The sequence below is a fragment of the Bacillus sp. PK6-026 genome, from assembly GCF_054161455.1.
Genome location: NZ_CP096418.1, coordinates 680,722 through 706,371 on the forward strand (window position 1 = coordinate 680,722; position 25,650 = coordinate 706,371).

Genomic DNA, 25,650 nt, shown 5'->3' on the forward strand with positions numbered 1-25,650 from the left:
GATTGTTCCTGTTATGCCGTCATGATAATTTCAGAATAAAAGCCGGTTTATCACAGCCGGACAACCAAAAAGGGGGAAACATGATGGAATATGCAGCGATTCATCATCAGCCTTTCAGCTCTGATGCCTATTCTTACGATGGAAGGACATTGCACATCAAAATCCGTACAAAAAAGAATGATGCCGATCACGTACGCTTCATTTGGGGAGATCCTTACGAATACACCGGCGGCACATGGAAAGCGAACGAGCTTGCGATGGCGAAAATTGCCGCGACAAGCACGCATGATTACTGGTTTGCCGAAGTGGCGCCTCCATTCAGGCGTCTGCAATACGGGTTTATCCTTACAGGCGCTGATGGTCAAGACACTTTTTACGGAAGCAGTGGTGCCTGTCCGTTTGCCGGAAAAGCGGCAGATATGGCCAAGTACTGTTTTAAATTTCCATTTGTTCATGAGGCAGATACGTTTAATGCACCCGACTGGGTCAAATCAACCGTCTGGTATCAAATTTTTCCGGAGCGCTTTGCCAGCGGCCGAGAGGATTTGTCTCCGGAAAACGCTTTGCCGTGGGGAAGCAAGGACCCCGAGGTGGACGATTTTTTCGGAGGGGATTTGCAGGGGATCATAGACAAACTGGACTATCTGGAAGACTTGGGGGTAGGCGGCATTTATTTGACGCCGATCTTTGCCGCGCCTTCCAACCATAAATACGATACATTGGACTATTGCTCGATCGATCCGCATTTTGGCGATGAGGAACTCTTTCGCACGCTGGTCAGCCGGCTTCACGAGCGGGGAATGAAGATCATGCTTGACGCTGTTTTTAATCACATCGGCAGCGCTTCGCGAGAGTGGCAGGATGTCGTCAAAAACGGTGAAAAGTCCCGTTATAAAGACTGGTTTCATGTTCATTCTTTCCCTGTTAAAGAAGGCGGCTACGATACATTTGCGTTTACGCCCGAGATGCCAAAGCTCAATACCGCCAACCCGGAAGTTCAGGCTTATTTACTTGATATCGCGCTGTACTGGATACGCGAATTTGATATCGACGGCTGGCGTTTGGATGTGGCGAATGAAGTCGATCATGCGTTTTGGAAGAAGTTCCGTCAAGCCGTTACGGCAGAAAAGCCCGACATTTTTATATTGGGCGAAATCTGGCATCAGGCTGATCCGTGGCTTAGAGGAGACGAATTTCATTCGGTTATGAACTACCCGTTCACAGAACCGATGATTGACTATTTTGCAGACGGATCGATTTCAGCTTCGCAAATGGCGAGCCGCATCAATTCGCATCTCATGAGCGGGATGAAGCAGGTCAATGAGGTGATGTTTAATTTGCTGGACAGCCATGACACGAAGCGGATTTTGACAAGATGCGGAGGAGATGAGAAAAAAGTACGCTCTCTTTTGGCATTTATGTTTGCTCAGACAGGCTCGCCGTGCATTTATTACGGAACCGAAATCGGGCTGGACGGCGGGGATGACCCATTGTGCCGGAAGTGCATGGTTTGGGAAGAAGAGAAACAGAATCAAGAGATGCTCACATTTATGAAACGGCTGATCGCTTTGCGAAAACAAGAAAATGATGTATTGACGTATGGAGCGCTCGAATGGAGGCTGGTTGACGACGAAAACGATTTTGTCAGTTTTTCCCGAACGGATGAAGGAAAAGAGCTGATCTACTTCTTCCACCAGGGCAGCGAGGTGCGCCGTGTCAGATTGCGGGATTTGAAGATTGCAAGCGACAAAAGAATATATGATGCGTGGTCGGAAGAAGCGCTCCATCATGATGATGCGGTCGACATACAGCCAGGCGGGTTTTTCATTTTGGGGGCGGTTTAAATTCTGTTACCGGTAACAGAATTTAAACTATTGTAACCGCTTTCTATCGAGGATTACAATTGTCTCAGATTCTAAGATAGAAGGGGGAAAAAAGATGCAACATTTAAAAAAAGGATTTTTAGCGATGCTGGCGACAGTTCTGCTGTTCGGTCTTGCCGCCTGTTCAAGTTCAAAGGAAACGGGGGGCAACGGCGGGAAAAAAGTGCTGACCGTGTCTGTAGAAGAGGTCTATAAACCTTACGTTGAAAGCATAAAGGAAGGTTTTGAAAAAGAGAATGATGTGACAGTCAAAATTGTTGAAAAGCCAATGTTCGATCAGCTTGAAGCGCTTCCTCTTGACGGCCCGGCAGGCAATGCGCCCGATGTCATGCTTGCGGCATACGACCGTATCGGCGGCTTAGGACAGCAAGGGCATTTGCTGGAAGTCAAACCGTCTGAGACTAAAAGCTTCGGCGACAAAGAAATGCAGCAAGTAACAGTTGACGGAAAAGTCTACGGAATCCCGCTTGTTATTGAAACTCTCGTACTCTATTACAACAAAGACCTGTTAAAAGCGCCGCCAAAAACCTTTAACGAGCTTGAGGATTTAACAAAAGACAAGAGGTTCGCTTTTTCTTCGGAAAAAGGAAAATCGACCGCTTTTCTCGCAAAGTGGACGGACTTTTACATGTCATACGGTTTAATGGCGGGATACGGGGGATATGTATTCGGAGCTGACGGCACGGATTCCGGAGACATCGGTCTGAACAACAACGGGGCCGTGGAAGCGGTGGAATACGCCGAGAAATGGTTCAGTGAATATTGGCCGAAAGGCATGCAGGACAATACGAGCGCTGACGATTTTATCCAGCAGACCTTTATGGACGGAAAAGCAGCTGCTGTTATCGGAGGTCCATGGTCGGCTTCCAATTATAAAGAAGCCGGTTTGAACTACGGTGCCGCGAAAATCCCGACATTGCCAAACGGAAAAGAATATGCCCCGTTTGCAGGCGGAAAAGGCTGGGTCGCCTCTAAATATACGAAAGAGGCAGAGCTTGCTGAAAAGTGGCTGCAATATGCCGCAAATGACGAAAATGCTTACCGTTTTTATGAAGATACGAACGAAGTTCCGGCCAACCTCGCCGCACGAAAAAAAGCAGGGGAGCAAAAAAGCGAGCTGACGTCGGCGGTCATCACACAATACGAAACGGCGACTCCGACTCCGAACATTCCGGAGATGGCCGAGGTGTGGACAGGTGCAGAAAGCCTGATATTTGACGCGGCAGCAGGGAAAAAATCGGCACAGCAATCAGCGGATGATGCCGTCCGTGTAATTAAAGAAAACATTAAAGAAAAGTATGTGAAATAAAACGGCGGTTTTAGCGTCCGGAAGAATAGAGGGCGAAAAAAATGAACAAAGACCAAACACTTGCAAAACGGAGCCGGAAGGCAGCGCTGTTATCGATTATTCCCGGTGCTGGCCAGATTGCAAACCGGCAGTTTTCAAAGGGGATCCTTTTTCTTGTCATCACAGGCTTGTTTATTTGTGAGTTAGCGGTTTTCGGTTATCAGGCGCTAATCGGCCTCGTGACGCTGGGGACTGTCCCGGGAGAAGATCACTCGCTGTTTCTGTTGATAGAGGGCACGCTGCAATTGATATTGACGCTCGTTTTTCTGATGTTTTACATCTTTAATCTGTATGATGCCCGGAAGACCGCCGCGATGAAAGCGGCGGGTTTGAAAATCAGCGAGACGGCCGGGGACATGATCAGAAATGCAGGTGACAAAGGGTTTCCGTATTTATTTACGCTGCCGGCATACCTCATGATGGTGTTTGTAATTATTTTTCCGGTGCTGGTGACTCTGTTTATCGCGTTTACAAACTACGATTTTTATCATATTCCGCCTAACAGTCTCATCGACTGGGTCGGCTTTAAAAATTTCATGAATATCTTTTTCCTTGGCTCATATCGGCAAACATTCGCCGATGTACTGGGCTGGACGATCATCTGGACAGTCTGTGCGACAACGCTGCAAATTGTTCTCGGCATCGTGACAGCGTTGGTCGTCAATCAAAACTTTATTAAAGGCAAGCGGATGTTCCGGATCATCTTTCTGCTTCCGTGGGCCGTTCCGGCATTTATTACGATTATGAGCTTTGCCAACATTTTTAATGACTCGGCGGGCGCGATGAACGTCCAAGTGATCCCGCTTTTGAACCAGCTCCCGTTCGTCGATATCCCGGCTGTCGCATGGAAGACCGATCCGTTCTGGACGAAGACGGCTTTGATTATGATTCAGACGTGGCTCGGTTTTCCATACATTTATGTCATGGTGACAGGGGTGCTTCAGGCGATTCCCGGAGAGCTTTATGAAGCGGCAAAAATTGACGGCGCGACATTTATTCAGCGCTTTAAACACATTACGCTGCCGATGATTTTATTTGCGACCGCACCGGTGATGATTACCCAGTATACGTTTAATTTCAATAACTTCTCGATCATCTATTTATTTAATGAGGGCGGTCCGGGGAGTGCGGGGGCCGGAGCTGGGTCAACCGACATCTTAATATCCTGGATCTATAAGCTGACGACGGGAACGTCGCCGCAGTATTCCGTGGCGGCTGCTGTCACACTGCTCATTTCTTTCATTGTCATCGGGGTTTCCCTGATTGCTTTTAAGAAATCGAATGCCTTTGGCAATGAGGAGGTCATGTAGATGAGAGGGATTTTCAAAAATACGCGGTTCACCGGGATGCTGAACAAGGTTTTGACCTATATATTTTTGACGTTTTTAAGCATCGTGATTATTTATCCGCTTTTGATCACGGCATCATCCGCATTTCGGGTCGGGAATGTAGCGGCTTTTACACTCGATTTTTCGGGCCAATGGACATTGGACCACTTTAAGCGGCTGTTTGAAGAGACGCTTTACCTCAACTGGTACGGGAATACGCTTGTGATCGCGCTGTCTGTCATGGTGTTCCAGGTGACGATTGTGACGCTTGCCGGCTATACGTACAGCCGCTACCGGTTTGCGGGCCGAAAAAAGAGTCTCATTTTCTTTTTGATCATTCAAATGGTGCCGACGATGGCGGCGCTGACCGCTTTTTACGTCCTGGCCATGCTGATCGGAGCTTTGGACCAATATTGGTTTTTAACTGCAATCTATATCGGCGGCGGAATTCCGATGAACACATGGCTGATGAAGGGCTACTTTGATACAGTACCTAGAGAAATCGATGAAGCGGCGCGGATTGACGGAGCGGGGCACCTGCGGATCTTTGCTTCGGTCGTTCTGCCGCTTGTGAAACCGATGCTTGCTGTCCAGGCGCTGTGGGCGTTTATGGGGCCGTTCGGCGACTATCTGCTGGCGAAATTTCTGCTTCGCTCGCCGGAAAGCCTGACCATCGCCGTCGGTTTGCAGACATTCATCTCCAATCCGCAGCAGCAAAAAGTCGCGCTGTTTGCAGCGGGCGCGATTCTTGCGGCTCTGCCGATTTGCATCTTGTTCTTCTTTCTCCAAAAGAACTTTGTGTCCGGTTTGACATCCGGCGGAACGAAGGGATAAACCGATGAACGACATGAGACACGAAAAGCTGATCGTCCGCTTTCTTAAAGCAGCGGCATCACCGGCGGGCGTCATGCGCTGCAAACATACATTCAGCTGGCTCGAAATTTCTTTTCTGTTTATGTTTTTGACAGCTTGCTTAACGGCGCCCGTGTCGATTGCGTTGATGAAAATGGACCGCTTCAACGCCGGGAATTTGCTCCCAAACGTTGTTCAAAAGGCTGACGCGCAATTCATCAAACAATTAAAAGGCTACCAATTGACAAACGGGAGATTGACAGGCGCAGACGAGCTGTACCGTGTGGAGAAAGAGAAAACCTTGCTGGCGGTCGATTTGAAGCATGAATTGAAAACAAGCGGTGAGAACGGCCGGATAAAGGCGGAAGGCGGCTATCAAAACGCGCTCATCTTTCAGTCAGATCATCTGATCATCAGCGATCAAAGCGGAGCGGGGTTTTCTGTCCGCTATCCGGCAAAGGCCGGGCTGAATGATCTGGATGCCGATCATGTAGGGGATTTTATCGGTGCCATGTGGTTTGCCCAATATAAGCCGCTTATCATCATGCTGGCCTGTTCCGCGGTTTTCATCATTTCGCTTTTTGTAACGGCCGTTCTGACGGGAGGCATCTGGATCTCCAAAAAATCCAACATGACCGGGATAAGGTCGTTTAAGGAAGCGGCCGCAGCGGCGGTGTGCGGATCAGCGCTTCCGGCAGCGGCTGCAATGGCTTTTGGTATGATCCGCTTTGACTTCATCATGATGCTGCTCATCCATTCGTGCGGAAGCGCTTTGATGGTCTCTTTCATCTTCAGGCATATATTCAAAACCCGCCATCACAACGAAAATCTTCAGTCAGGAGGAAATCATGGTAAATCAGCGGCTATTTGAGATCGACCAGTGGAAAATCAAAACAAACCAATTTGAAAAAGAACATAAGCGGCTTCAGGAAAGTCTGACATCCTTGGCGAACGGCTATATGGGGATCAGGGGGAATTTTGAAGAAAGCTATTCAGGCGAAAGTCTCAAAGGCACATATATTGCAGGGGTTTGGTTTCCGGACAAAACGCGTGTCGGCTGGTGGAAAAACGGCTATCCCGAATATTTCGGGAAAGTGATCAATGCGATGAATTTCATCGGAATTGATGTATATGTAGACGACGAAAAAGTCGACCTCAATCAAAACGGCATCGAATCGTTTGAATTGGAGCTTAATATGAAGGAAGGCATCCTGCGGAGAAGCGTTGTCGTTCGTGTGAATCAAAAGGCTGTCAAAATTTCGTCGGAGCGCTTTCTTAGTCTTGATGTCCAGCAGCTGTGCGCGATTCATTATGAAGCGGAATGCCTGACCGATGAAGCTGTTATTACACTTGTCCCTTATCTTGATGGCCATGTCGCAAATGAGGATGCCAATTTCGAAGAGCGGTTTTGGCAGGAAGAAGTGAAAGGCGCCGAATCTCATCGCGGTCATCTTGTGACGAAAACGATTGAGAATCCGTTTGGAACGCCGCGTTTTACGGTGGCTGCTTCAATGTGCAATGTGACAGAAGGATATGTCAGCGAGCATTTTCAAACGGATGCGATGTACGCGGAAAACCGCTTCTGTTACGAAGTGAAGCCGGGAACAAAGGCTTCTTTAAAAAAATTGATCATTGTCACAACGTCCCGGGACTTTGAAGAAGCAGAGCTTTTAGTAAAGGGCAGGGCGCTTTTGGCTGATGTTCTTCAGCAGGGATATGAAGAAGCGAAGCGGAGGCATACCGAACATTGGATGGAAAGGTGGGCAAAGGCTGACATTGAAATTAAAGGGGATGATGAGCTTCAGCAGGGCATCCGGTACAACCTCTTTCAGCTTTTCTCGACATACTACGGAACCGATTCGCGCTTAAACATCGGGCCGAAAGGGTTCACGGGCGAGAAATACGGAGGAGCGGCCTACTGGGATACTGAGGCGTACGCCGTTCCTGTGTATTTGGCGACGGCCGAGCCGGAGGTGACAAAGAATCTGCTTTTATACCGATATCATCATTTGGAGGCAGCTAAACGGAATGCGGCCAAACTGGGGCTGAGGGGAGCCCTTTATCCGATGGTGACCTTCACAGGCGATGAATGCCACAATGAATGGGAGATCACCTTCGAAGAAATTCACCGCAATGGCGCAATCTGTTATGCGATCTACAATTATGTCAATTACACAGGCGACCGTGACTATATGAAAGAATACGGGATAGACGTTCTCATCGAAATCAGCAGATTTTGGGCTGACCGTGTCCACTTCTCAAAACGTAACAACAAATATATGATCCACGGCGTTACAGGGCCGAATGAATATGAAAACAATGTCAACAACAACTGGTATACGAATTTGATTGCGTCGTGGACGCTTGAGTACACGCTCGAAAACCTCGCTGTCCTCCCGGAGGAAAAACGCCGCCGGCTTGATATACGGGAAGCCGAAATCGAGAGGTGGAAGGATATCATTGCGAAAATGTACTATCCATACAGTGAGGAATTAAATGTTTTTATTCAGCATGATACATTCCTAGATAAAGAGCTTCAGGCAGCGGATGAGCTTGAACCGGATGACCGCCCGCTCTATCAGAATTGGTCATGGGACAAAATTCTCCGCTCCAGTTTTATTAAGCAGGCGGATGTTCTGCAAGGCATTTATTTCTTTAATCATCGATTTACGACGGAAGAAAAACGGCGCAACTTTGAATTTTATGAACCGATGACGGTTCATGAATCGAGCCTTTCGCCGTCTGTCCATGCGGTGCTGGCGGCTGAACTCAAAATGGAAAAGAAAGCGCTTGAACTGTATAAGCGTACAGCGAGGCTTGATCTGGATAATTACAATCATGACACAGAGGAAGGGCTTCATATTACATCGATGACCGGAAGCTGGCTCGCGATCGTGCAAGGATTTGCCGGCATGCGGACCCAAGATGAGACGCTGTCGTTTGCTCCGTTTTTGCCGAAGGAATGGGACGGTTATGCGTTCAACATCAATTATCGGAACCGGCTAATCAATGTGCAGGTAGAGGAAAACAGCGTCGCCTTCAACCTTGTAAAAGGAGAACCGCTTTCCATGACAGTTTATGGAGAGCAAATCGCACTGAACGGACGGTATGAAAGGAGGATGCCCGATGAGCCAATGGTGGAAAGAGGCAGTCGTGTATCAAATTTACCCGCGGAGTTTTTATGATTCCAACGGAGACGGATTCGGTGATTTGCAGGGCATGATTCAAAAGCTCGATTACATTAAAAGCCTCGGAGCCGATGTTATCTGGCTGTGTCCTGTGTTTGATTCCCCGCAAGATGACAACGGCTACGACATCAGCGACTACAGAAGCATATACGAAAAGTTCGGGACGAACGATGATATGTTTCAATTGATTGATGAAGTGCATAAACGCGGAATGAAAATCATCATGGATCTTGTCGTGAACCACACGTCTGATGAACATGCCTGGTTTGCCGAAAGCCGCAAGTCAAAGGACAATCCTTACCGTGATTATTATTTTTGGAAAGATCCAAAGGCGGACGGTTCAAAACCGAACAATTGGGGATCGATCTTTTCAGGATCGGCGTGGACATTCGATCAGCGGACAGGGCAATATTACCTTCACTACTTTTCGAAAAAGCAGCCTGACTTAAACTGGGAGAATGAAGCGGTTCGCCGGGAAGTATACGATTTGATGACGTTTTGGATGGACAGAGGCGTTGACGGCTGGCGGATGGATGTGATCGGTTCCATTTCCAAATACGTCGACTTTCCCGATTATGAAACAGATGACAGCCGTCCTTATGTCGTCGGCCGCTATCATTCAAACGGCCCCCGTCTGCACGAATTTATACAAGAGATGAACCGGGAAGTGCTGTCCCGTTACGACTGCATGACGGTCGGCGAAGCAAACGGCTCAGATGTTGAAGAAGCGATAAAATACACGGATCCAAGCAGACATGAGCTGAACATGATTTTTACATTTGAACATATGGACATCGATACAAAACAACATTCGCCGAATGGGAAATGGCAGATGAAGCCGTTTGATCCGATCGCTTTAAAAAAGACGATGACGAGGTGGCAGGCCGCTTTAATGAATGTCGGCTGGAACACGCTTTATTTCGAAAATCATGATCAGCCGAGGGTCATATCCCGCTGGGGCAATGACCGCGAACTGCGCAAACAATGCGCTAAAGCATTTGCAACGGTCTTGCACGGGATGAAGGGAACCCCGTTCATTTATCAGGGAGAAGAAATCGGCATGACAAACAGTGAAATGCCGCTCAAGATGTATGATGATCTCGAAATCAAAAACGCATACCGAGAACTTGTCATTGAAAATCAAACGATGACAGAGGAAGACTTTCGAAAAGCCGTGGCGAAAAAAGGGCGGGATCACGCGAGAACGCCGATGCAATGGGATGACGGAAAACACGCGGGCTTCACAGCTGGAGAGCCTTGGCTGGCGGTAAATCCCCGCTATCAAGAAATCAATGTGAAGGAATCGCTCTCAGATGAAGATTCGATTTTCTATTATTATCAGAAGCTCATCGGGCTGCGCAAACAACATAAAGTTATCGTACATGGAGATTACCAGCTGCTGCTTGAGGATGATCCGCAAATCTTTGCGTATATCCGTGAATACCGGGGCGAAAAGCTGTTAGTCGCCGTGAATTTGTCAGAAGAAAAGGCGCTGTTTCATGCTCCGCCGGAATTGCTTGAAGACAAGTGGGATGTGCTGTTATCCAATTACGCCAGCGAGCGGCTTGATATAAGCGGCAGCATGGACATGGAACCCTATGAAGCTTTTATGATGATCAGTCGGGCAAAGGGTTCGACATTATGAAAGCGGTCATTTTTGACTTGGACGGCGTGATCACGGATACGGCCGAGCATCATTATCTCGCTTGGAAACATACTGCCGAACAAATCGGCATTGAGATTGACCGGAGCTTTAATGAACGACTGAAAGGCATCGACAGAGAGCGGTCGCTTAACACGATTTTGATTCACGGCGGTGCAGCCGGAACGTATCGGGAGGCGGAGAAACAAGAGATCATGCGCCGGAAAAACCAATACTACCAACAGCTGATCCAAAACTTGACACCGCATGACCTGTTGCCGGGAATCGCCGGGCTATTTGCCGAATTGAAAAGGGAAAATGTAAGCATCGCGTTAGCTTCGTCAAGCCGAAACGCGCCCGCTATTTTGCAACGGCTCGGGCTCATGGACGAATTTCATGCTGTCGTTGACCCGGCTGCGCTTGCTCGCGGAAAGCCCGACCCCGAAATCTTTTTGACGGCCGCAGCGCTGCTCGGTGTGCCTCCGTCTCAGTGTGCAGCAATCGAAGACGCTGAAGCCGGGATCGCCGCGATCAAATCCGCAGGGATGTTTGCGGTGGGAGTCGGTGATGAGACATCGCTGAGCGGGGCTGATTTGATCGTGCCCGACACAAACGAGCTGACATTTGAGCTGCTGAAGGAAGGATGGCAGCGCTGTTGCTGCATAAGAGAAGAAAAATGAATCGTAAAATGGCAGGCCGCCGCTGGCGGCCTTATTTGCAATCAGAGAGGTGAAGGCAAAATTAAGATCAAGGTGTTCGGGAGGCCGTTCGGATATGCTTTTCGAATCGAAACCATCAGGCGATTGAATACCGACCTGTTGCAAATTCTAACGCCTGCGCTTTTCATGAAAAACAGCCTAATCGATCCTTTTAAAAGGATGATTAGGCTGAATGTTTATTGAGGCATTTGCAATTTGACAAACTTCCGTTTGCCGACTTGGATAATCATACCGTGTTCGACCGCCACATCCGCATGAATCGATTCTGCTTTGATGCCGTTGATTTTAACGCCGCCGTTTTGGATCATTCGGCGGGCTTCGCTTTTGGAAGGGAGGAGTCCGAGCGTCACCAATAAATCGGTGACAGGCACCGTTCCGTCACCTTGCCAGTGTACAGACGTTATATTGTCCGGCGCGCTGTTTTGCTGAAAAACCTTTTTAAACTGCTGTTCGGCCGCTTCGGCTGCCTCGCTTCCATGATACATGTTGACGATGGTTTTCCCGAGAAGCATTTTCGCATCTCGCGGATGAACGGCCCCCGTTTCCAAATCTTTGACAAGTCGTTTTTTATCTTCCGCCTCCAGGTTGGTCGCAAGATGGATATATTTTTTCATCAAACTGTCCGGAAGCGACATCGTTTTTCCGAACATTTCATGAGGGTCTTCATCAATGCCGATGTAATTGTTCTTTGATTTCGACATTTTTTCAACCCCGTCAAGTCCTTCAAGCAGCGGCATGAGAATGACGACCTGTTTTTCTTTTCCATACTTTTCCTGAAAGTGTCTGCCCATGAGCACGTTAAAATGCTGATCCGTTCCGCCCAGTTCGATATCGCTGTCGAGAACGACCGAATCATATCCCTGCATCAACGGGTAAAAGAATTCATGAAGCGAAATCGGCTTTTGCATGGCCATTCTTTCTTCAAAATCATCGCGTTCCATTAAACGGGCGACGGTAATTTTGCCCGCGAGCGCAATGACGTCTTCCAAGGTTAATCGTTTCAGCCATTTTGAGTTGTAGTGAAGCTCGACTTTGTTCTGATCAAGCACTTTTCCAAACTGTTGAAAGTATGTTTCGGCATTGCGGCGGACTTCTTCGTCCGTCAGCTGTTTCCTTGCGGCGGATTTTCCTGTCGGATCGCCGATTTTTCCTGTGAAATCTCCGATCAGGAGCTGGACGATATGCCCGTTTTCCTGAAATTGGCGCAGCTTATTCAAGACGACAGTGTGGCCTAAATGAACGTCAGGCGCCGACGGATCGAGACCAAGCTTAATTTTCAGCGGTTCGCCGGTCAAAATCGATTTGGCCAGCTTTGCCCGCAGTTCTTCCGGGGGAATGACCTCCTCCGCTCCGTTCATATATAAGTGAAGCTGCCTTTCGACTTCCCGCTTCTCGGCAGTTGTCAGTTGATCAAATTGTTGTTGCTGCATGATAACTCCTCCTTTTTTGTATAAAAAAAGAGCCTCATCCCGATAAGGGACGTGGCTCAAATGCACGCGGTACCACCCTGGTTGAAGACCTCCGTCTTCCGCTCTATTTCAGATAACGGTTTCCCGTTCTTTGCTACTTGAAGGTTCACAAAGAAAGCTCAGGGAGGTAATTCGCGTCTGCCTTTGTACCGGCTCGCACCAGCCGCCGGCTCTCTGGAACAGGGAGACAGCCCGCTACTTGTTCCCGTCGTTGCTTATGGTTTATGAAGATTGTCGTTCACTTTTCGAAGGAGCTCGATCAATGTATTCTGCTCCTCTTTTGTCATGCCTTTGATCAGCATTGTTTCCCCTTTGTGGAACGCCGGATAGAGCTCTTCAATAGCGGCTTTTCCTTCAGGGGTGATCTCGGCGTATACGTGTCTGCGGTCTCTCGGATCCGTGCTTTTTCCGCAAAAGTTCTTTTTTTCAAGCGTTTTAATGACATTGCTCGCAGTGGCTGTTGAAATGCCTGACAGTTCAGCGAGTTTTCTCGTTTCAAGCCTGCCCCATACCCATAGATCGTAAAGAATCGAAAAAGCCGTCCATGACAATTGATATGAGGAAAGGATCTCGGTCTCCATTTTGACGCGGAGCTTTTGCGCTGACCGGTAAAGGTTGGTGGCAACCGAAATGGCTTCAAGATTCAAGGACTCGATCGGCATGCGTTTCAGCTTGATGAGTGTGTCGTGTTCTTCCTGTCGAAGATGGGGGGATCTATCCAAATCGTGACGCCTGCCTTTTTATTTTCAGAATCATTAGCTATGAAACGAATTTTAACAGATGGTTTTCATCCATGCAAGCCCTTTTTTGATATGACGAGAAAAGCCGGCATCATGATGATGACCGGCACTTGTTTCAGCTATTTTTTGGTGATCTGTTTGCGGCGCACTTCAACCCGATCCCCTTTTTGAATGTTGTCATACTGTTTTTTTGAGACGAGGACGGCATGTTCTTTTCCGTTTTGATCTTCAATCAACAGCCAATATCTTTTTTCTTTTCGTTCAGAGAGCGCTTTTTCTTTGATTCCGGCGGTGCGGAGCATGCTTTTTTGTTCTGCTGTATATCCGCCCGCGTGGAAGATCATCCAGTATGGAAAGTAGTAATTCAAAAAGGCTGATCCAGCAGGATTTTGATTGAGTGTTTGCTTGATGCTCCCTTTGTACAGGGCATTGGACGGCAATGTCCGCTGGATGGCGTTGAACTGACTGCTCTTGTTTAAATATTGTCGGCTCGCAGACTGATTCATATAACTGCGCATTCTCTGGTTGACTGAACCCGGACGTGTTTTTAAAGAGCTGTTATTAGCCGAGGAACTCGAAGCCTTGGTTCCGGATGTTCCATTGCTGCCTGTTGCCTCTGCTTGAGCAAAAGGCAGCAAGAGAGACAGCGCCATGATCAAAATAAGAGGAGCGCTTTTTTTCTTCATTGTTCATCACTGCTTTTTTGTTCCACTTTATCTTTGACGACGCCCTCAAGCGGCTCCTGGTTATATTTGATGTATGGGGGACGGTAGATGAAGGCTTCATGATCGCGGATTTTAATATAAGGCTGTTCGACATTTTCCACATTTTCTACATATTTTTTGAAAGTCTCCGTCTTTTCTTTCCCATTTTTCACGTATGATGCTTTCAGTAAAGGTGCTTTGTCGGATTCGCTGTCATTCACGTAATCAAACCATACGAGATCGTATTTTTGAATGGAATGGTCTTCTGAGACCTCCTGTGAACGGTCTGAAGCGGATGATGAACATCCAGATAGGGGAACGGCGAAAAGCATCGCAGCCGCGGATAACGAGATCAGTTTCGATTTTTTCACTGTGATCATCCTATTCATTTCGGTTTCTCTTTTATATACGAACGATCCTGGCAAAGGTGTCATCTGTTCTTGATAGTTTGGTAGAAAACTGGGCGTAATAATTGCATTTTAAACGTAAACAAACTGTAAAATACCATTTCTATGAAAAAAGGTATAATTTGAATGTCAGAAAAAAATCCCATTCACGGAGGATATTTTTATATGAAGAAGATACTTTTTTCTGTTTTTGTTTTGGCAGGCAGCTTGCTATTGGCATTCAATTTTGCCGGTGAGGCGAGTGCTAAAACGAAAAAAGTCAGCGGCTACATCACTTGGTACAACGGCGTGGGCAAAGTCGGCGCTGACGGCAAAAGGCTCGGCCATTGGGACTGCGCCACAAAGATGGGCTTCGATGTTCCGAGAAAAGGCACAAAAATAAGAGCCTATTCTAAAGCAAAACCAAAGAAAGTCATTACAGTCTATAAATATGATGTCGGCAGAATGCCGGGCGCTGTGTTGGATGTAAGCCCGAAAGCTTTTAGAGCTTTGGGATTTCCGACAAGCAAAGGAAAGGTAGCCGGACATTATACATATAAAAAATAGGAGAAAAGAAGCAAGGAAAATCGTTTTCTTGCTTCTTTCAATTGGCGGGGGCGAATATGAAAAAAGTCTTTGTGTTTTTGTTGGCGGCCGTCATTTTAGCCGCAGGCGCATTTGCGGCCTTCCGCTATTTCGTCCCGGAAAAAGCGGAGCCGGCAAAGGGCGGCGGTTCGGACCTGCTCGTATCGATAACCGATCAGAAGCTGATGACCGCTTACTATGAAAATCAAAATAAGCTGTATGAAGAAAAGATGACGGATTACCCGGCTGCGGCATTAGACCGGAAAAAACGCATTCTTTATTATACGAACACCGATAACAGCAATATGAAGCATTTGATCAGGCTGGATTTGCAGTCGGGCGAAAAAACAACCCTATATTCAGGGGATGAATATGTCGACGGACTCAGTTTATCGGCGGATGGTTCGAAGCTGTTCATGCGATACAACCTTGCGGAGGAGAGAAATTTTCACCTCGCTTCCTTTGATTTAAAACAAAAGGCGTTTCACGTCATTTATCCATCGTTAAACAACAAGGACGAGAGCGTCAGCTACTATCAGTACAACAAAGCGAACAATCAATTCGTTATGCTGCATTATTCATTGAAAGAAGACTATCAAAAAACAGATGAGGCCAACAGCAAAGGTGTGCCGCCCAAACCGACGAATATGAACATTTCCCTGGCGGATGAGAAAGATCAGCACCAGGTGAAAACGATCGCAAAATTTATCAATGACACGGCAATTTCGCCGGATGGCAAAACGATCGTCTTTACAGAATCGGCTGATGATCAGAAGTCGATTTATGCGATGGATGCCGAAACGAAAAAATATAAAGCGATCATTTCAGATCAGCGGGCATTTTCATTAGTCGACTCAGCACAGCCGCAATTCTCGAAAGACGGGAAAAAACTTTACTTTCTCGCTGAAGCAAAAGATGCAAAGCTGCTTGAAGATGAAACGGGGAGCGAAGCAAGGGTGAGAACGATTTATTCGTATGATATGGATACGAATAAAGTGAGCAAAGCCTGGGAAAAAACAAACGGGATTATCAACACCTTTTCCGTTATTGACGAATAATGAGCATCAGCCGGCACAAACAGTCTGTGCCGGCTGATGTTTTATCATGAGCCGTTTGCCTGAGACTCCGCAGCCGAGCTCGTCATAATGGCGATTGCTGCCGTCTGTTGTGCTTGAATAACGGCTTCAAGCGTTTGATAAAGTCCTGTTTCCAGAAGCGTCGGATCTTCCGTTTTTTCGCTCATGTACAAATTGACAGCCGTTTTCAGATTCATGTCTTTCTGCCACCTGAACAGTTTATCGCTGTTCAATGCGCCTGCCATGATTGTGATGGCATCTATGTCTTTTTCACCGTTCTCAAGCAATGCAAGCAGTCCGATTTCCGGGTAATGGACAGGCTTCGGTCTTCTATGCTTTTTTGTCAATTCATCGTATATCCGAAGGGAGCGGGCGACAAGCTGATCGGCATCCCGCTCCGGCAAAAGCGAGAGGATGTGGCTGAGAAACTGCAAATCGTTCCCTTTGCGAAAACCCGCTTGGTTCAGCTTTTGGTAAAACGCTTCGATATAGTCGATCAGTTCACCTGTTTCCATGTCTGAACCGGCCAAAAGCACGGCGAGCGGGTAATCGCCGGCCGATGTTAAAAAGACGTGCTTGTCCTTCATTCCTTTGTAAATAGACAAAGCCCGATTGATTTTGTCTTCATGATCATGCTCATCAGGATATTTTGTCAAAAGGATAAGTGCGGACAAGTAGGTGAAAATGCTTTTTTTGAATCCGTTGCCGGTCAGTTTTTCGTAAATAATGAAAAAAGGTCTGATATGCGTTTCAGGTTCTTCAAAGCGCACGTCAAACATAGCGGCGAATGTATAGCGATGGGCCGACTTTAACGGCGAAAATGTCCCGGCGGCCTGTTTGACGGCCTCACTAAGCGTTAAAAACCGTTCTTTATTAAAAGGCCGCTTGTTGACGACATACATGGAAGCAATCATCATCAATGTCCGCTGATCTGTGACTTTCCATTTTAAATCGCTTTTTAACTCAGAGTAAATTGCTTTATATTGATCCAATCGCTGCTGCAGTTTAGCAGATGCCATTTTATCTGTCTCCTTCCTCGGTTTGCGTCGTTTTTGTATATACGAAGCAAAGGAAAATAAGTTTCATGGATTTGGCATCATACCGGGCTTTTGCTTAATAATATGGAAAAGGATACAGCGCGGCAATAATAACAAACGGGAAGATCCTGCTCCTGAACCGTCGGAATCGCCGGCGCGGATATCCGTATCCGCCGTAAAACTGCCTTTCATCTGTCACGTCTTCGGGAATGAGGAGAGATGCTTCCTGACGGTTCACCCCTTCAAGGATCCCGTGAACGGAACGGCCGTCCTTCATTTTCAGCACGACGTGATAGTGCATGTATTTGCGGCATAAATCGTGCAAAGACCTTTGATGATCATGGGGCATTGAGCAAACGGCATCTTTCGGAACACTCATATTCATTTCCATCTCCTTTTAGATTTATGGTATTCATCTAATGGATGAATGTTCCGGCTTGGAACGGTGAAGCCGTGGTATATGTAAAAAAGCCGATATGAATCGGCTTTAAAGATCAATGGTCAGCACTTCTTTCTGCGGCACTTGAAACGGTCGTCGTCATCATCAGAAAAACACTTTCTTTTTCTGCATTTGAACCGGTCATCGTCAGAGCTGCGGGTTTTATCCGTTTTAACGGTTTTATCCGTATTATTTGTTTTATCCGTTTTATCCGTTTTATCCGTTTTATCGGTATCCGCCGAACGCAGCGCTTTCCTTGACTGTCTTTCTTTTTCCCGCTCAGGGCTGTATGGATCGTAATTGTCATAGTACTCTTCGTAGCTGCTCATTTTGAGGCAATCACCGCCTTTGGGTCATGATATGATAATGTATTATAAAGAGGGGCGTTTTGCCTGTGCATATGTAATGGTTTGTTGTGCCGTAAATAAGCTGATCAACTGACAAAATTCAACATTGAATAAAAGGATTTTTCGTTTCAACCGCTAATATTATTATGTATCAACTATTTTTTTACGGCTGCGCCTGCCGATGCTTGCGAGAAAGCATTCAGGCGGACAGTCTGATAGGATAGAAGGAGCGGAATGCCAATGAAACGATCCGAAAGTGAAGGAGAGTACTTATGAAAAATAGTAGAAAAAAAGAAATCTTATCGTGGGTGAAAACACTTGTCATAGCCGCCGCGCTTGTCATGGTTTGCCGCTATTTTCTGTTTACGCCGTCAACTGTTTTGGGAGATTCAATGTATCCGACTTTAGAGGACGGCAACATGGTCATGGTTAGTAAAATCAGCGATATTCAGCGCTTTGATAAAATTATTTTTCACGCGCCTGATTCAGATGAAAACTATGTGAAAAGGGTGATCGGCCTCCCGGGGGATACGATCGAAATGAAGGACGATGTCCTTTATATTAACGGAAAAGTATATGATGAGCCTTATTTAAAGAAAAACAAACAAAAGCTGACGCTTCATGAACATTTAACAGATAATTTCACACTGGAGAAATTAACCGGCAAACAAAAGGTGCCGGAAGACCACTTGTTCGTGATGGGTGATAACCGTCAAAACAGCAAGGACAGCCGCTTTTTCGGATTTATTACAATGGACTCCGTTGTCGGCAAAGTTGAGTTCCGTTATTTTCCTTTCAATGAGATCGGCGGAATAGAATAGAAACGAAAAAGGCTTCCCATGATACGTATGGGGAGCCTTTTTAGCATTCGCACATTTTGGAGAGCGGGCGGTTTGAAACATTGTCTGTACAGTGAAATAATGAAAAAAGAAACTGGACAACAAGGAGGATGAGCAGATGAAAGTGTTTGTAGTGGGGGCGAACGGACAAATCGGGCGCCGTTTGACGAAAAGCTTGAATGAGAGCGATGAACATCAAGTCAGAGCAATGGTGAGAAACGAAGAACAGGCGCAGGCTTTGAAACAATCGGGAACAGAAACCGCGCTCGCTAATTTAGAAGGCACTGTGGAAAGCATCGCAGAAGCGGCGAAAGGCTGCGACGCGATTGTCTTTACCGCCGGCTCAGGCGGCAAAACGGGCGCTGATAAAACGCTTTTGGTGGATTTGGATGGGGCGGTTAAAACGATCGAAGCTGCCGAAAAAGCGGGCATCCGCCGTTTTATTATGGTCAGCACATTGCAGGCACACCGCCGTGAAAATTGGAGTGAAGCGTTAAAGCCGTATTATGTCGCCAAACATTATGCGGATCGGATTCTTGAAGGCAGCGGATTAAACTACACGATTATCCGTCCGGGAGGCCTGTTAAACGAACCGGGTACAGGCCGGGTGAAAGCGGCGGAAAACCTTGAGCGCAGAACGATTCCGCGAGAAGATGTGGCTGATACCATCTTGGCGGCGCTCGCTGAAGAGCATACATTCCGGCGTTCATTCGATTTGGTTTCGGGTGATCAAACGCCCGCCGAGGCGCTTAAATCGATATGAAAGTGATTCGGGGAACCTGTGGTCAGAAGGTTCCCCGGCGTTTTTACAGAAGCGGAATATAGATGGTCATCTTCATCTCGTTGGGCGGCACCGAACGGCACACATCAGTCACTTCAAAGTCCGGTCCTTCTGTTCTCTCGTAATTGGTATTCATCAGCCATGATCCATAGATGTATCTTCTTGTGTTCTGCACGGATTCGGTCGATCCGTTCACATGAAATACGGCGTATTTGCCGCCGGGAATTTTCATATACATAAGCGGCTCCGGCACTTCTCCGGCTGCTGTTTCGCGAACGGCTTCCCCGATGATAAATGAGAAACCTCCGTCATCCTGGAAGCGGCATGACAGCCCGTAACACATATTCGGATCTGTTTTTTGAGGGATTTGCATAAAGTATCCATTTCTGCCGAAATCGTTGTAGAATTTCGGGATATCTTCGAAATACTTTTCCTCGTTTAAATTTGTCCGGTACTCATATCCGATCATATGTATATCGTTTAAATGAGTGATGTGCGGCTTTGGGATGTTCATATCTCCAGTCATCCTTTCTTTATATTCGAGAAAATTCATTTTGGTTTGAAAATCAAGCTTGACCTTTGCTTTGCGGTACTTGGCCGGAGTGATGCCGAAATACTGTGAGAATGCCCTGCCGAAAGCTTCCTGAGAGCCATAGCCGAAATCGATTGCGATCTCGAGAATGGAACGATCCGTTTTCTCAAGCAGAAGCGCAGCTTCAGATAGACGCCGGTTGCGAATGTACTGATAAACGGAAAAACCGGAGATCGCCTGAAAAAGCCTTTGAAAATGAAACGGGGAGAAACATGATTTAGCCGCAATATCCGTAATGTTTAAATCGTTTTGAAGGTGTTCTTCGATAAAATGAACCGCGTTTTGAATTCTTTCGTAATCATCCATATTCATCCACAGCCTTTACGATTTGATGATCCTATTGTACAGGATCAAGCGATGGTTTTTTTGATGATTTGTGCTTTTTTAAAAGCCTCCAAATGCGGAGGCTTTTTCTTATTGATGACGAATATCCGTTACTTCAAGAGGGCGCATCATATCGTAATCTTCGTGCTCCAGAATGTGGCAGTGCCAAACATATCTGCCGCTGTACGGTGCGAAGGTTGCGATAATCCGCGTCACCGAGCCAGGAGGTACTTTGACGGTGTCTTTCAGCCCCTTTTCATTCTGTGCCGGTGGAGCTGCCGGACCTGTAAAGACTAGTTCTCCGTTTTCCTGATACCGTTCGATATCAAACGGCCGGTGGTCGAGAATCAAAAATTGGACAAGATGTAAATGGATCGGATGGATCGCTCTTCCGGCATTGATGATCGACCAGATCTCAGTGCTGCCGAGGGCGGGAGTTTCAGTTACCGGTTCATGCCATTTTGTGTTGTTTAAAAGCAGAACAGGTCTTCCATATTGGTCAAGGGACGCGCCCAACGACAGATTTCTAAGGGTATTGATCTTGTGTCTCCGGTAAAATGGGCGTTTTCTCAATATTCTCGGCAATGAACTTGTATCTTTTTGCTTCAATGGTTTTGAGATGCGGAATTGCATGATGTCGGCATCTGTATCGGGATCCGCGTCTTGTCCGCCGCAGCCGATCCGGTTTTTCAATGTCACGGTTTTTCCTTCAGCTCGTGAAAAATCAACGATGATATCGCATCTTTCAGCCGGTGCGATCACCAGTTCATTGACTTTAACCGGATGCTGCAGAAGACCACCGTCAGTGCCGATTTGGTGAAATGTGATGTCATGATCGAAATACAGCTCAAAGATTCTCGTATTGGAGGCGTTCAGTATCCGAAAACGGTATTTTCGAGGTTCCAGTTCATCATAAGGCCATACCTTGCCGTTGACTAAAATGGTATCACCGCAAAAAGCCGGAACAATCGACGGGTCGGGAAGATCCGGCGAAGGGTTGTCAGGCTGCCGCGGATAAAACAATGAACCATCTTCATGAAAGGACTTATCCTGAATCAAGAGCGGAATTTCATATTCTCCCTTCGGCAAGTTCAATGACCGCTCTTCCCTGTCGCGGATAAAATATAAACCGACAAGCCCCGCATATACATTCAGCCTCGTGATGGCCATTGCATGATCGTGATACCAGAGAGCCGTAGCATCCTGCTCATTCGGATATTCATACACCTCCCTTTCAAAAAAAGGGCCTTTGACTTGAAAATCTTTAGTGTACCAGGCTTCCGGGTAACCGTCGCTATCAGGCGGTGTCCGGCCTCCATGCAAATGAACGACCGTTTTGACTTCATGTTCATGATGGCCGTCGTCATGAATTGTATGGTCGACGGGGAGAAAATGATGATCCGGAAGCTTATTCAACCATTTGACCGCGACTTTTTCGTGTTTTTGCACTTCAAAGGTGGGGCCGGGATAGACCCCGTTATATCCAAACAGCCGGGTCGGCGGCAGATCGCGGTGGAGCTGCTGCTGAAATTCTTTCATCGTGACTTCATAATAGGTCATTTCCTTGCTTTTGCTGTGGGGTTTAAGCACTTTCGGAATGGGGAGTTTGTCAACGAATTTTTCAAGTTTCATGTTTCACCTGTCCTCTTTTGTTCTAATGAAAAGATCATTACATTATAAGACGGGTTGCATGGTCTGGTTCCTCATGATGAGAATAAGAAATGTAATTTGTGCTGAGAATGTTAAAAAAAAGAATCGATCATGACAAGAAGATGAACAGAATATTTCCTAACGATTAAAAATCGCCTTAAGGCATGCTTCGCGGAGGAAGAGAGGCGGGGATGATGATACATTATGTGTAAACCCTTTCTTATGGGGCGAAGCGGTCTGAAAGGAGATACCCGTATTGCAGAAAAGAATAGAGTGGATTGATGTTTCGAAGGGCGTGGGAATTATATTGGTCGTGTTGGGCCATACACCGACGCCGGATTGGCTGAAAACGTTCATTTTCGCATTTCATATGCCGCTGTTTTTCTTTCTGTCCGGCCTCGTTTACCATGATGGGAAGATGACTTTTAAATCATTTCTTCTTAAAAAAATAAAGACGCTTCTTTTGCCGTACTTCATTTTTTCCGTTCTTGCCTATTTATTCTGGGTTCTCGTTGAGAGGCATTTTACGTTTACGGGGAGTTCGGATGTCGATCCGGTTGTACCGTTTAAAGGCATTTTTTATTCGATGCCTGATGACTACATGCTGACACACAACCCGGCGCTCTGGTTTTTAACATGCTTATTCCTCGTTGAAATGCTTTTTTTTATCGTGAAGAGATGGGGGAAAGGAAGGCTGTTTATCGTCATTGCCGTAATGGTGTCGGCCGCCTTGGGCTATTTGAATGATCAATTTGTGGGCATCAAGCTGCCGTGGAATATTGAAGTGGCCTTGACCGCCATCGTATTTTATTCGGCCGGTTTTCTGTCGAGAAATAGCCTGAGGGAGATGAGAGACAGAAGAACGCTGCTGCCAGCGCTTCTCTTATTCATCGCGGTCGGCTTTTTACAGACCCTGAACGTCAGAGTGGATATGAGGGCCAATGAGTATGGAAACATGGCGGTCTTTTATCTGACCTCATTTCTGGGAACGGCAGGCGTCATTTTCAGCAGTTTTAAACTCGAAAAAATGAAGCTACTCCAATTCCTCGGCAAAAACTCGCTGATCATTCTCGTACTGCACTACCCGGTCATCAGGATGCTGAAAGCCGTCGTCTACTACTTTACCCAGGTTTCCCTTGATGAGACATACGGTTCCCTGTTATGGAGCGCGCTTTACACCGGTATGACATTACTTGTTATGGTGCCTTGCATCTTTTTATTGAACCGGTATCCGATCGTGCTTGGGCGGAAGAAATGCAATTAAAAAACTTGCAAAGGAGACTTTGCAAGTTTTTTTGAATTATTGAAGGTTAAAAGTGATTTTTTCATCATTCCAAAAATTAGAAGTGAAAATAACTTTATATGTTTTGCTCTTTTTTGTCTGAAAAGCGATAGTTCCAGAAACCTTACCGTCTTTTGTCAGATTTCCAGATGATAATTGGTTATCATCTGAAAGTGCATAAGTATTATGCGTAATTTGTCCATCTTCGTTTTGAATTTGAAAATCAAGCGGGTTGTAAGAAATATCTTTATCGCTTTTATTTTCTATGTTAACTGTTACAATCACATATTCATTACCTTTTTTTGGTTTGATAAATTTATTGCCCATCGATTTTTTAACGTTGGTCACTGTGATTTGGGTGCCATCCAGATCAGCTGTTTCATTTAAACCAAATTCAGTTTTTTCTTCTTTGGCATCGTCATTGCTTTTTTCTTCGCTAGTTTTTGCGGCTGTCGTCTTTGCACTGCTACCGGACGATTTGCTTTCTTGAGAAGAAGAGCCGCTTGAAGCGAATATCATGACGAATACGATGGATCCAATAATCGTGACATAGAACCACCATTTTTTAAAGACAAGGCCTTTATTCTCGCCGCTGAACAATGCTTTACATCCGCCGATTAATAGCAGAATAAGCGGAACGATATATGCCAGGCTGACGCCGACAGTTCCTCCTATTGCAGCCGCGATATAAAAAGTACCCGCTAATTTAGTATGTTTTTTTACGATACATGCACCGACGATGGCCAGTGCAGACAGCAAAATAACCGCCCAGGATGATCCGATAACTTCTCCGGCGCCATCCGCTTCTAAAGCGGCGCCTAATCCTCCGAATAATAAACCTGAAAATCCTGCAAAAATCCCGAAAATACCGCCTAGTAACCCCAGTACAAATTCTGCTGTACGTTTGACAGGGGCTTGAAAATTCGTTTGTTCTGACATGTAATGTCCCCCTTATAAGCTATGTCATAATGTCTAAAACATATTAATCCAAAAAAGGAAAAGAGTCCATATATTTTTCGTGACTATTTTACTATTATTTTATATTGTCAGAGTTTTAAGGACTATTTTCGACTTTTTTTAATATCGTTTAAATTTTGGGTTTGTTTAATGTTTTTTAGAAGAATCATGCAGGGGAACTAAAGAAAAAATATTCAGAAAGAAGATACCGACCTTTTAATCCTATGCAGCGTGAATAAATTGAGGTTTTCGCAAAATCCTTATACAGAGCGGGTTTTACCGGTTTTGACCCAACTGAAATTTGTTTCCTTAAATAAAAAAAGTTCTACTCTGACTATATTTCTGCAAGAAGTGAATCATGTTTCTATAGACTCACTCAAGTTTTGCTTTGTATGATTAAAAGCGAAAACACGGATGGGAAAGGAAGCTTTTTATGGAACGGTATGATGAATTAAAAAAAGGTGAAACCGGGGCATGGGTCAGCATCATCGCTTACATTGTACTGTCGGCTGTTAAATTGGCCGTCGGCCTTCTATTTCACTCCGAAGCCCTCAGAGCCGACGGACTGAACAATACAACAGATATTATTGCCTCAGTAGCGGTGCTGATCGGCCTCAGGATTTCTCAGAAGCCGCCTGATGAAGACCATCCGTACGGACATTTCCGCGCTGAGACGATCGCCTCGATGATCGCTTCATTTATCATGATGGTGGTCGGTCTTGAAGTGCTGTACAGCTCGGGTGAAATGCTGTTTAATCCGAAAGAAACGACACCGGACATGATTGCGGCCTGGACGGCGGCAGGCAGTGCCATCGTGATGTTTTTGGTTTTCCTCTACAATAAAAGGCTGGCAAAAAAGGTAAACAGCCATGCCCTCTATGCAGCCGCCGCCGATAATAAATCAGATGCCTATGTCAGCATCGGAACGTTCGCAGGCATCTTTGCTTCGCAATTTAACCTTGCCTGGGTCGATACGGCAGCCGCATTTATCATCGGATTGATCATCTGCAAAACGGCTTGGGGGATTTTTAAAGAGGCGGCCCATTCTTTGACGGACGGATTCGATATTAAACATATTTCAACGTATAAAGAAACGATTCGGAAAGTTCCCGGCGTCGGCAAAATCAAAGATGTTAAAGCGCGTTATTTGGGCAGCACCATCCACGTGGAAATCATCGTGGAAGTGAGATCCGACCTCAACATTGCAGAAAGCCATGATATCGCCGATGAAATTGAGAGAAGAATGCAGGAGGAACACTCGATCGTTCATTCCCATGTTCACATCGAGCCATCTGGAGAAAAATAAGAAGCGGTCACTGACCGCTTTCAGCGTGTAGACAAACCCTCGCATTCGTTGTCAGGCCTGCGCGTCGGTGCTCACGAATAGGAGAAGGATCGGCGGCTAACCGCTCAGGCGTCCTGCCTGAACGCCGCCGTCATCACATCCTGTGAAAGTCACTTCCGATGCTCGGCCTTCCTAGA

At 46.3% G+C, this 25,650-nt stretch carries 24 protein-coding genes, 1 pseudogene and 1 other annotated feature; of the genes and pseudogenes, 14 read left to right on the forward strand and 11 right to left on the reverse strand.

Annotated features, from left to right (window positions below; translation table 11 throughout):
* Positions 1-80: 80 nt before the first annotated feature.
* From M1D59_RS03445 to pgmB, 8 genes are all read left to right on the forward strand, one after another.
* Positions 81-1,844: a glycoside hydrolase family 13 protein gene (locus M1D59_RS03445; RefSeq protein WP_458117787.1), complete on the forward strand. Its 1,764-nt coding sequence runs from the start codon at positions 81-83 to the stop codon at positions 1,842-1,844.
* Between the two features lie 94 nt (positions 1,845-1,938).
* Positions 1,939-3,192, forward strand: a complete 1,254-nt coding sequence (locus M1D59_RS03450; protein WP_224146534.1) for an extracellular solute-binding protein — start codon at positions 1,939-1,941, stop codon at positions 3,190-3,192.
* A 41-nt stretch (positions 3,193-3,233) separates the two neighbouring features.
* On the forward strand, positions 3,234-4,541 hold the full coding sequence (locus tag M1D59_RS03455; RefSeq protein WP_458117788.1) for a carbohydrate ABC transporter permease: 1,308 nt from the start codon (positions 3,234-3,236) through the stop codon (positions 4,539-4,541).
* The gene (locus M1D59_RS03460; protein WP_023855564.1) at positions 4,542-5,393 is read left to right on the forward strand and encodes a sugar ABC transporter permease; all 852 of its coding nucleotides are present in this window, start codon (positions 4,542-4,544) and stop codon (positions 5,391-5,393) included.
* A 4-nt stretch (positions 5,394-5,397) separates the two neighbouring features.
* Positions 5,398-6,282, forward strand: coding sequence for a DUF1189 domain-containing protein (locus tag M1D59_RS03465; protein WP_105981350.1), 885 nt, complete (start codon positions 5,398-5,400; stop codon positions 6,280-6,282).
* Positions 6,260-8,596, forward strand: coding sequence for a glycoside hydrolase family 65 protein (locus M1D59_RS03470; protein WP_458117789.1), 2,337 nt, complete (start codon positions 6,260-6,262; stop codon positions 8,594-8,596). Before M1D59_RS03465 ends, M1D59_RS03470 begins: the two co-directional genes overlap by 23 nt.
* On the forward strand, positions 8,538-10,244 hold the full coding sequence (locus M1D59_RS03475; protein WP_458117790.1) for a glycoside hydrolase family 13 protein: 1,707 nt from the start codon (positions 8,538-8,540) through the stop codon (positions 10,242-10,244). Before M1D59_RS03470 ends, M1D59_RS03475 begins: the two co-directional genes overlap by 59 nt.
* On the forward strand, positions 10,241-10,921 hold the full coding sequence (gene pgmB, locus M1D59_RS03480) for a beta-phosphoglucomutase (protein WP_144498007.1): 681 nt from the start codon (positions 10,241-10,243) through the stop codon (positions 10,919-10,921). The genes M1D59_RS03475 and pgmB overlap by 4 nt, the downstream gene beginning before the upstream one ends.
* Before the next feature lie 215 nt (positions 10,922-11,136).
* Here pgmB and tyrS read toward each other — a convergent pair whose 3' ends face one another.
* The 4 genes from tyrS to M1D59_RS03500 form a co-directional block, all read right to left on the reverse strand.
* A complete protein-coding gene (tyrS, locus tag M1D59_RS03485; protein WP_151253334.1) occupies positions 11,137-12,390 on the reverse strand; it encodes a tyrosine--tRNA ligase in 1,254 nt (417 codons plus the stop codon).
* A gap of 42 nt (positions 12,391-12,432) precedes the next feature.
* Positions 12,433-12,650: a binding site (T-box leader), on the reverse strand.
* Positions 12,645-13,091: a MarR family transcriptional regulator gene (locus tag M1D59_RS03490; protein ID WP_223254891.1), complete on the reverse strand. Its 447-nt coding sequence runs from the start codon at positions 13,089-13,091 to the stop codon at positions 12,645-12,647. (Overlaps the previous feature by 6 nt.)
* 197 nt (positions 13,092-13,288) lie before the next feature.
* A complete protein-coding gene (locus M1D59_RS03495) occupies positions 13,289-13,855 on the reverse strand; it encodes a hypothetical protein (protein ID WP_035337074.1) in 567 nt (188 codons plus the stop codon).
* Entirely contained in the window at positions 13,852-14,253 is a 402-nt protein-coding gene (locus tag M1D59_RS03500) for a hypothetical protein (protein ID WP_458118038.1), read from the reverse strand. Before M1D59_RS03500 ends, M1D59_RS03495 begins: the two co-directional genes overlap by 4 nt.
* 192 nt (positions 14,254-14,445) lie before the next feature.
* On the opposite strand from M1D59_RS03500, the gene M1D59_RS03505 reads away from it, so the two are divergent.
* Positions 14,446-14,826, forward strand: a complete 381-nt coding sequence (locus M1D59_RS03505) for an RlpA-like double-psi beta-barrel domain-containing protein (protein ID WP_020450411.1) — start codon at positions 14,446-14,448, stop codon at positions 14,824-14,826.
* Positions 14,827-14,882: 56 nt separating this feature from the next.
* A complete protein-coding gene (locus M1D59_RS03510; RefSeq protein WP_231006307.1) occupies positions 14,883-15,902 on the forward strand; it encodes a hypothetical protein in 1,020 nt (339 codons plus the stop codon).
* 44 nt (positions 15,903-15,946) lie between these two features.
* Here the strand turns inward: M1D59_RS03510 and M1D59_RS03515 are convergent, their stop codons facing one another.
* From M1D59_RS03515 to M1D59_RS03525, 3 genes are all read right to left on the reverse strand, one after another.
* The gene (locus M1D59_RS03515; RefSeq protein ID WP_458117791.1) at positions 15,947-16,939 is read right to left on the reverse strand and encodes a DUF4003 domain-containing protein; all 993 of its coding nucleotides are present in this window, start codon (positions 16,937-16,939) and stop codon (positions 15,947-15,949) included.
* A gap of 94 nt (positions 16,940-17,033) precedes the next feature.
* Entirely contained in the window at positions 17,034-17,336 is a 303-nt protein-coding gene (locus M1D59_RS03520) for a small nuclear ribonucleoprotein (RefSeq protein ID WP_023855574.1), read from the reverse strand.
* A 122-nt stretch (positions 17,337-17,458) separates the two neighbouring features.
* Entirely contained in the window at positions 17,459-17,725 is a 267-nt protein-coding gene (locus tag M1D59_RS03525) for a hypothetical protein (protein WP_026578947.1), read from the reverse strand.
* 290 nt (positions 17,726-18,015) lie between these two features.
* On the opposite strand from M1D59_RS03525, the gene lepB reads away from it, so the two are divergent.
* On the forward strand, positions 18,016-18,564 hold the full coding sequence (lepB, locus tag M1D59_RS03530) for a signal peptidase I (RefSeq protein WP_020450416.1): 549 nt from the start codon (positions 18,016-18,018) through the stop codon (positions 18,562-18,564).
* A 136-nt stretch (positions 18,565-18,700) separates the two neighbouring features.
* Positions 18,701-19,345 (forward strand): SDR family oxidoreductase, encoded by a 645-nt coding sequence (locus M1D59_RS03535; protein WP_271725897.1) that lies wholly within the window; start codon positions 18,701-18,703, stop codon positions 19,343-19,345.
* A 43-nt stretch (positions 19,346-19,388) separates the two neighbouring features.
* Here M1D59_RS03535 and M1D59_RS03540 read toward each other — a convergent pair whose 3' ends face one another.
* Both M1D59_RS03540 and M1D59_RS03545 read right to left on the reverse strand, forming a co-directional pair.
* Complete coding sequence (locus tag M1D59_RS03540; protein ID WP_268490003.1) at positions 19,389-20,261, reverse strand: AraC family transcriptional regulator; 873 nt, start codon at positions 20,259-20,261, stop codon at positions 19,389-19,391.
* Positions 20,262-20,369: 108 nt separating this feature from the next.
* Positions 20,370-21,911, reverse strand: coding sequence for a multicopper oxidase family protein (locus M1D59_RS03545; protein ID WP_035337064.1), 1,542 nt, complete (start codon positions 21,909-21,911; stop codon positions 20,370-20,372).
* Between the two features lie 274 nt (positions 21,912-22,185).
* Between M1D59_RS03545 and M1D59_RS03550 the strand changes: the two genes are divergently transcribed.
* Complete coding sequence (locus M1D59_RS03550; RefSeq protein WP_445604627.1) at positions 22,186-23,193, forward strand: acyltransferase family protein; 1,008 nt, start codon at positions 22,186-22,188, stop codon at positions 23,191-23,193.
* 36 nt (positions 23,194-23,229) lie between these two features.
* Here the strand turns inward: M1D59_RS03550 and M1D59_RS03555 are convergent, their stop codons facing one another.
* Together M1D59_RS03555 and M1D59_RS03560 are read right to left on the reverse strand one after the other, a co-directional pair.
* A complete protein-coding gene (locus tag M1D59_RS03555; RefSeq protein WP_025810309.1) occupies positions 23,230-23,730 on the reverse strand; it encodes a DUF4352 domain-containing protein in 501 nt (166 codons plus the stop codon).
* A 75-nt stretch (positions 23,731-23,805) separates the two neighbouring features.
* A pseudogene (locus tag M1D59_RS03560) lies at positions 23,806-24,150 on the reverse strand (DUF4064 domain-containing protein); the annotation flags it as partial.
* A 451-nt stretch (positions 24,151-24,601) separates the two neighbouring features.
* Between M1D59_RS03560 and M1D59_RS03565 the strand changes: the two are divergent.
* The gene (locus M1D59_RS03565; RefSeq protein WP_075755274.1) at positions 24,602-25,474 is read left to right on the forward strand and encodes a cation diffusion facilitator family transporter; all 873 of its coding nucleotides are present in this window, start codon (positions 24,602-24,604) and stop codon (positions 25,472-25,474) included.
* Positions 25,475-25,650 lie beyond the last annotated feature (176 nt).

Excerpts from the sequence above, each read along its gene's own strand:
- M1D59_RS03545 (WP_035337064.1), bottom strand. The coding sequence starts at position 21,911 with ATGAAACTTGAAAAATTCGTTGACAAACTCCCCATTCCGAAAGTGCTT.
- tyrS (WP_151253334.1), bottom strand. The coding sequence starts at position 12,390 with ATGCAGCAACAACAATTTGATCAACTGACAACTGCCGAGAAGCGGGAA.
- M1D59_RS03445 (WP_458117787.1), top strand. The coding sequence starts at position 81 with ATGATGGAATATGCAGCGATTCATCATCAGCCTTTCAGCTCTGATGCC.
- M1D59_RS03505 (WP_020450411.1), top strand. The coding sequence starts at position 14,446 with ATGAAGAAGATACTTTTTTCTGTTTTTGTTTTGGCAGGCAGCTTGCTA.
- M1D59_RS03510 (WP_231006307.1), top strand. The coding sequence starts at position 14,883 with ATGAAAAAAGTCTTTGTGTTTTTGTTGGCGGCCGTCATTTTAGCCGCA.
- M1D59_RS03490 (WP_223254891.1), bottom strand. The coding sequence starts at position 13,091 with ATGCCGATCGAGTCCTTGAATCTTGAAGCCATTTCGGTTGCCACCAAC.
- pgmB (WP_144498007.1), top strand. The coding sequence starts at position 10,241 with ATGAAAGCGGTCATTTTTGACTTGGACGGCGTGATCACGGATACGGCC.
- M1D59_RS03525 (WP_026578947.1), bottom strand. The coding sequence starts at position 17,725 with ATGAGCAGCTACGAAGAGTACTATGACAATTACGATCCATACAGCCCT.
- M1D59_RS03535 (WP_271725897.1), top strand. The coding sequence starts at position 18,701 with ATGAAAGTGTTTGTAGTGGGGGCGAACGGACAAATCGGGCGCCGTTTG.
- M1D59_RS03455 (WP_458117788.1), top strand. The coding sequence starts at position 3,234 with ATGAACAAAGACCAAACACTTGCAAAACGGAGCCGGAAGGCAGCGCTG.
- M1D59_RS03450 (WP_224146534.1), top strand. The coding sequence starts at position 1,939 with ATGCAACATTTAAAAAAAGGATTTTTAGCGATGCTGGCGACAGTTCTG.
- M1D59_RS03540 (WP_268490003.1), bottom strand. The coding sequence starts at position 20,261 with ATGGATGATTACGAAAGAATTCAAAACGCGGTTCATTTTATCGAAGAA.
- M1D59_RS03565 (WP_075755274.1), top strand. The coding sequence starts at position 24,602 with ATGGAACGGTATGATGAATTAAAAAAAGGTGAAACCGGGGCATGGGTC.
- lepB (WP_020450416.1), top strand. The coding sequence starts at position 18,016 with ATGAAAAATAGTAGAAAAAAAGAAATCTTATCGTGGGTGAAAACACTT.
- M1D59_RS03460 (WP_023855564.1), top strand. The coding sequence starts at position 4,542 with ATGAGAGGGATTTTCAAAAATACGCGGTTCACCGGGATGCTGAACAAG.
- M1D59_RS03555 (WP_025810309.1), bottom strand. The coding sequence starts at position 23,730 with ATGATATTCGCTTCAAGCGGCTCTTCTTCTCAAGAAAGCAAATCGTCC.
- M1D59_RS03495 (WP_035337074.1), bottom strand. The coding sequence starts at position 13,855 with ATGAAGAAAAAAAGCGCTCCTCTTATTTTGATCATGGCGCTGTCTCTC.
- M1D59_RS03515 (WP_458117791.1), bottom strand. The coding sequence starts at position 16,939 with ATGGCATCTGCTAAACTGCAGCAGCGATTGGATCAATATAAAGCAATT.
- M1D59_RS03475 (WP_458117790.1), top strand. The coding sequence starts at position 8,538 with ATGAGCCAATGGTGGAAAGAGGCAGTCGTGTATCAAATTTACCCGCGG.
- M1D59_RS03465 (WP_105981350.1), top strand. The coding sequence starts at position 5,398 with ATGAACGACATGAGACACGAAAAGCTGATCGTCCGCTTTCTTAAAGCA.
- M1D59_RS03520 (WP_023855574.1), bottom strand. The coding sequence starts at position 17,336 with ATGAGTGTTCCGAAAGATGCCGTTTGCTCAATGCCCCATGATCATCAA.
- M1D59_RS03470 (WP_458117789.1), top strand. The coding sequence starts at position 6,260 with ATGGTAAATCAGCGGCTATTTGAGATCGACCAGTGGAAAATCAAAACA.
- M1D59_RS03500 (WP_458118038.1), bottom strand. The coding sequence starts at position 14,253 with ATGATCACAGTGAAAAAATCGAAACTGATCTCGTTATCCGCGGCTGCG.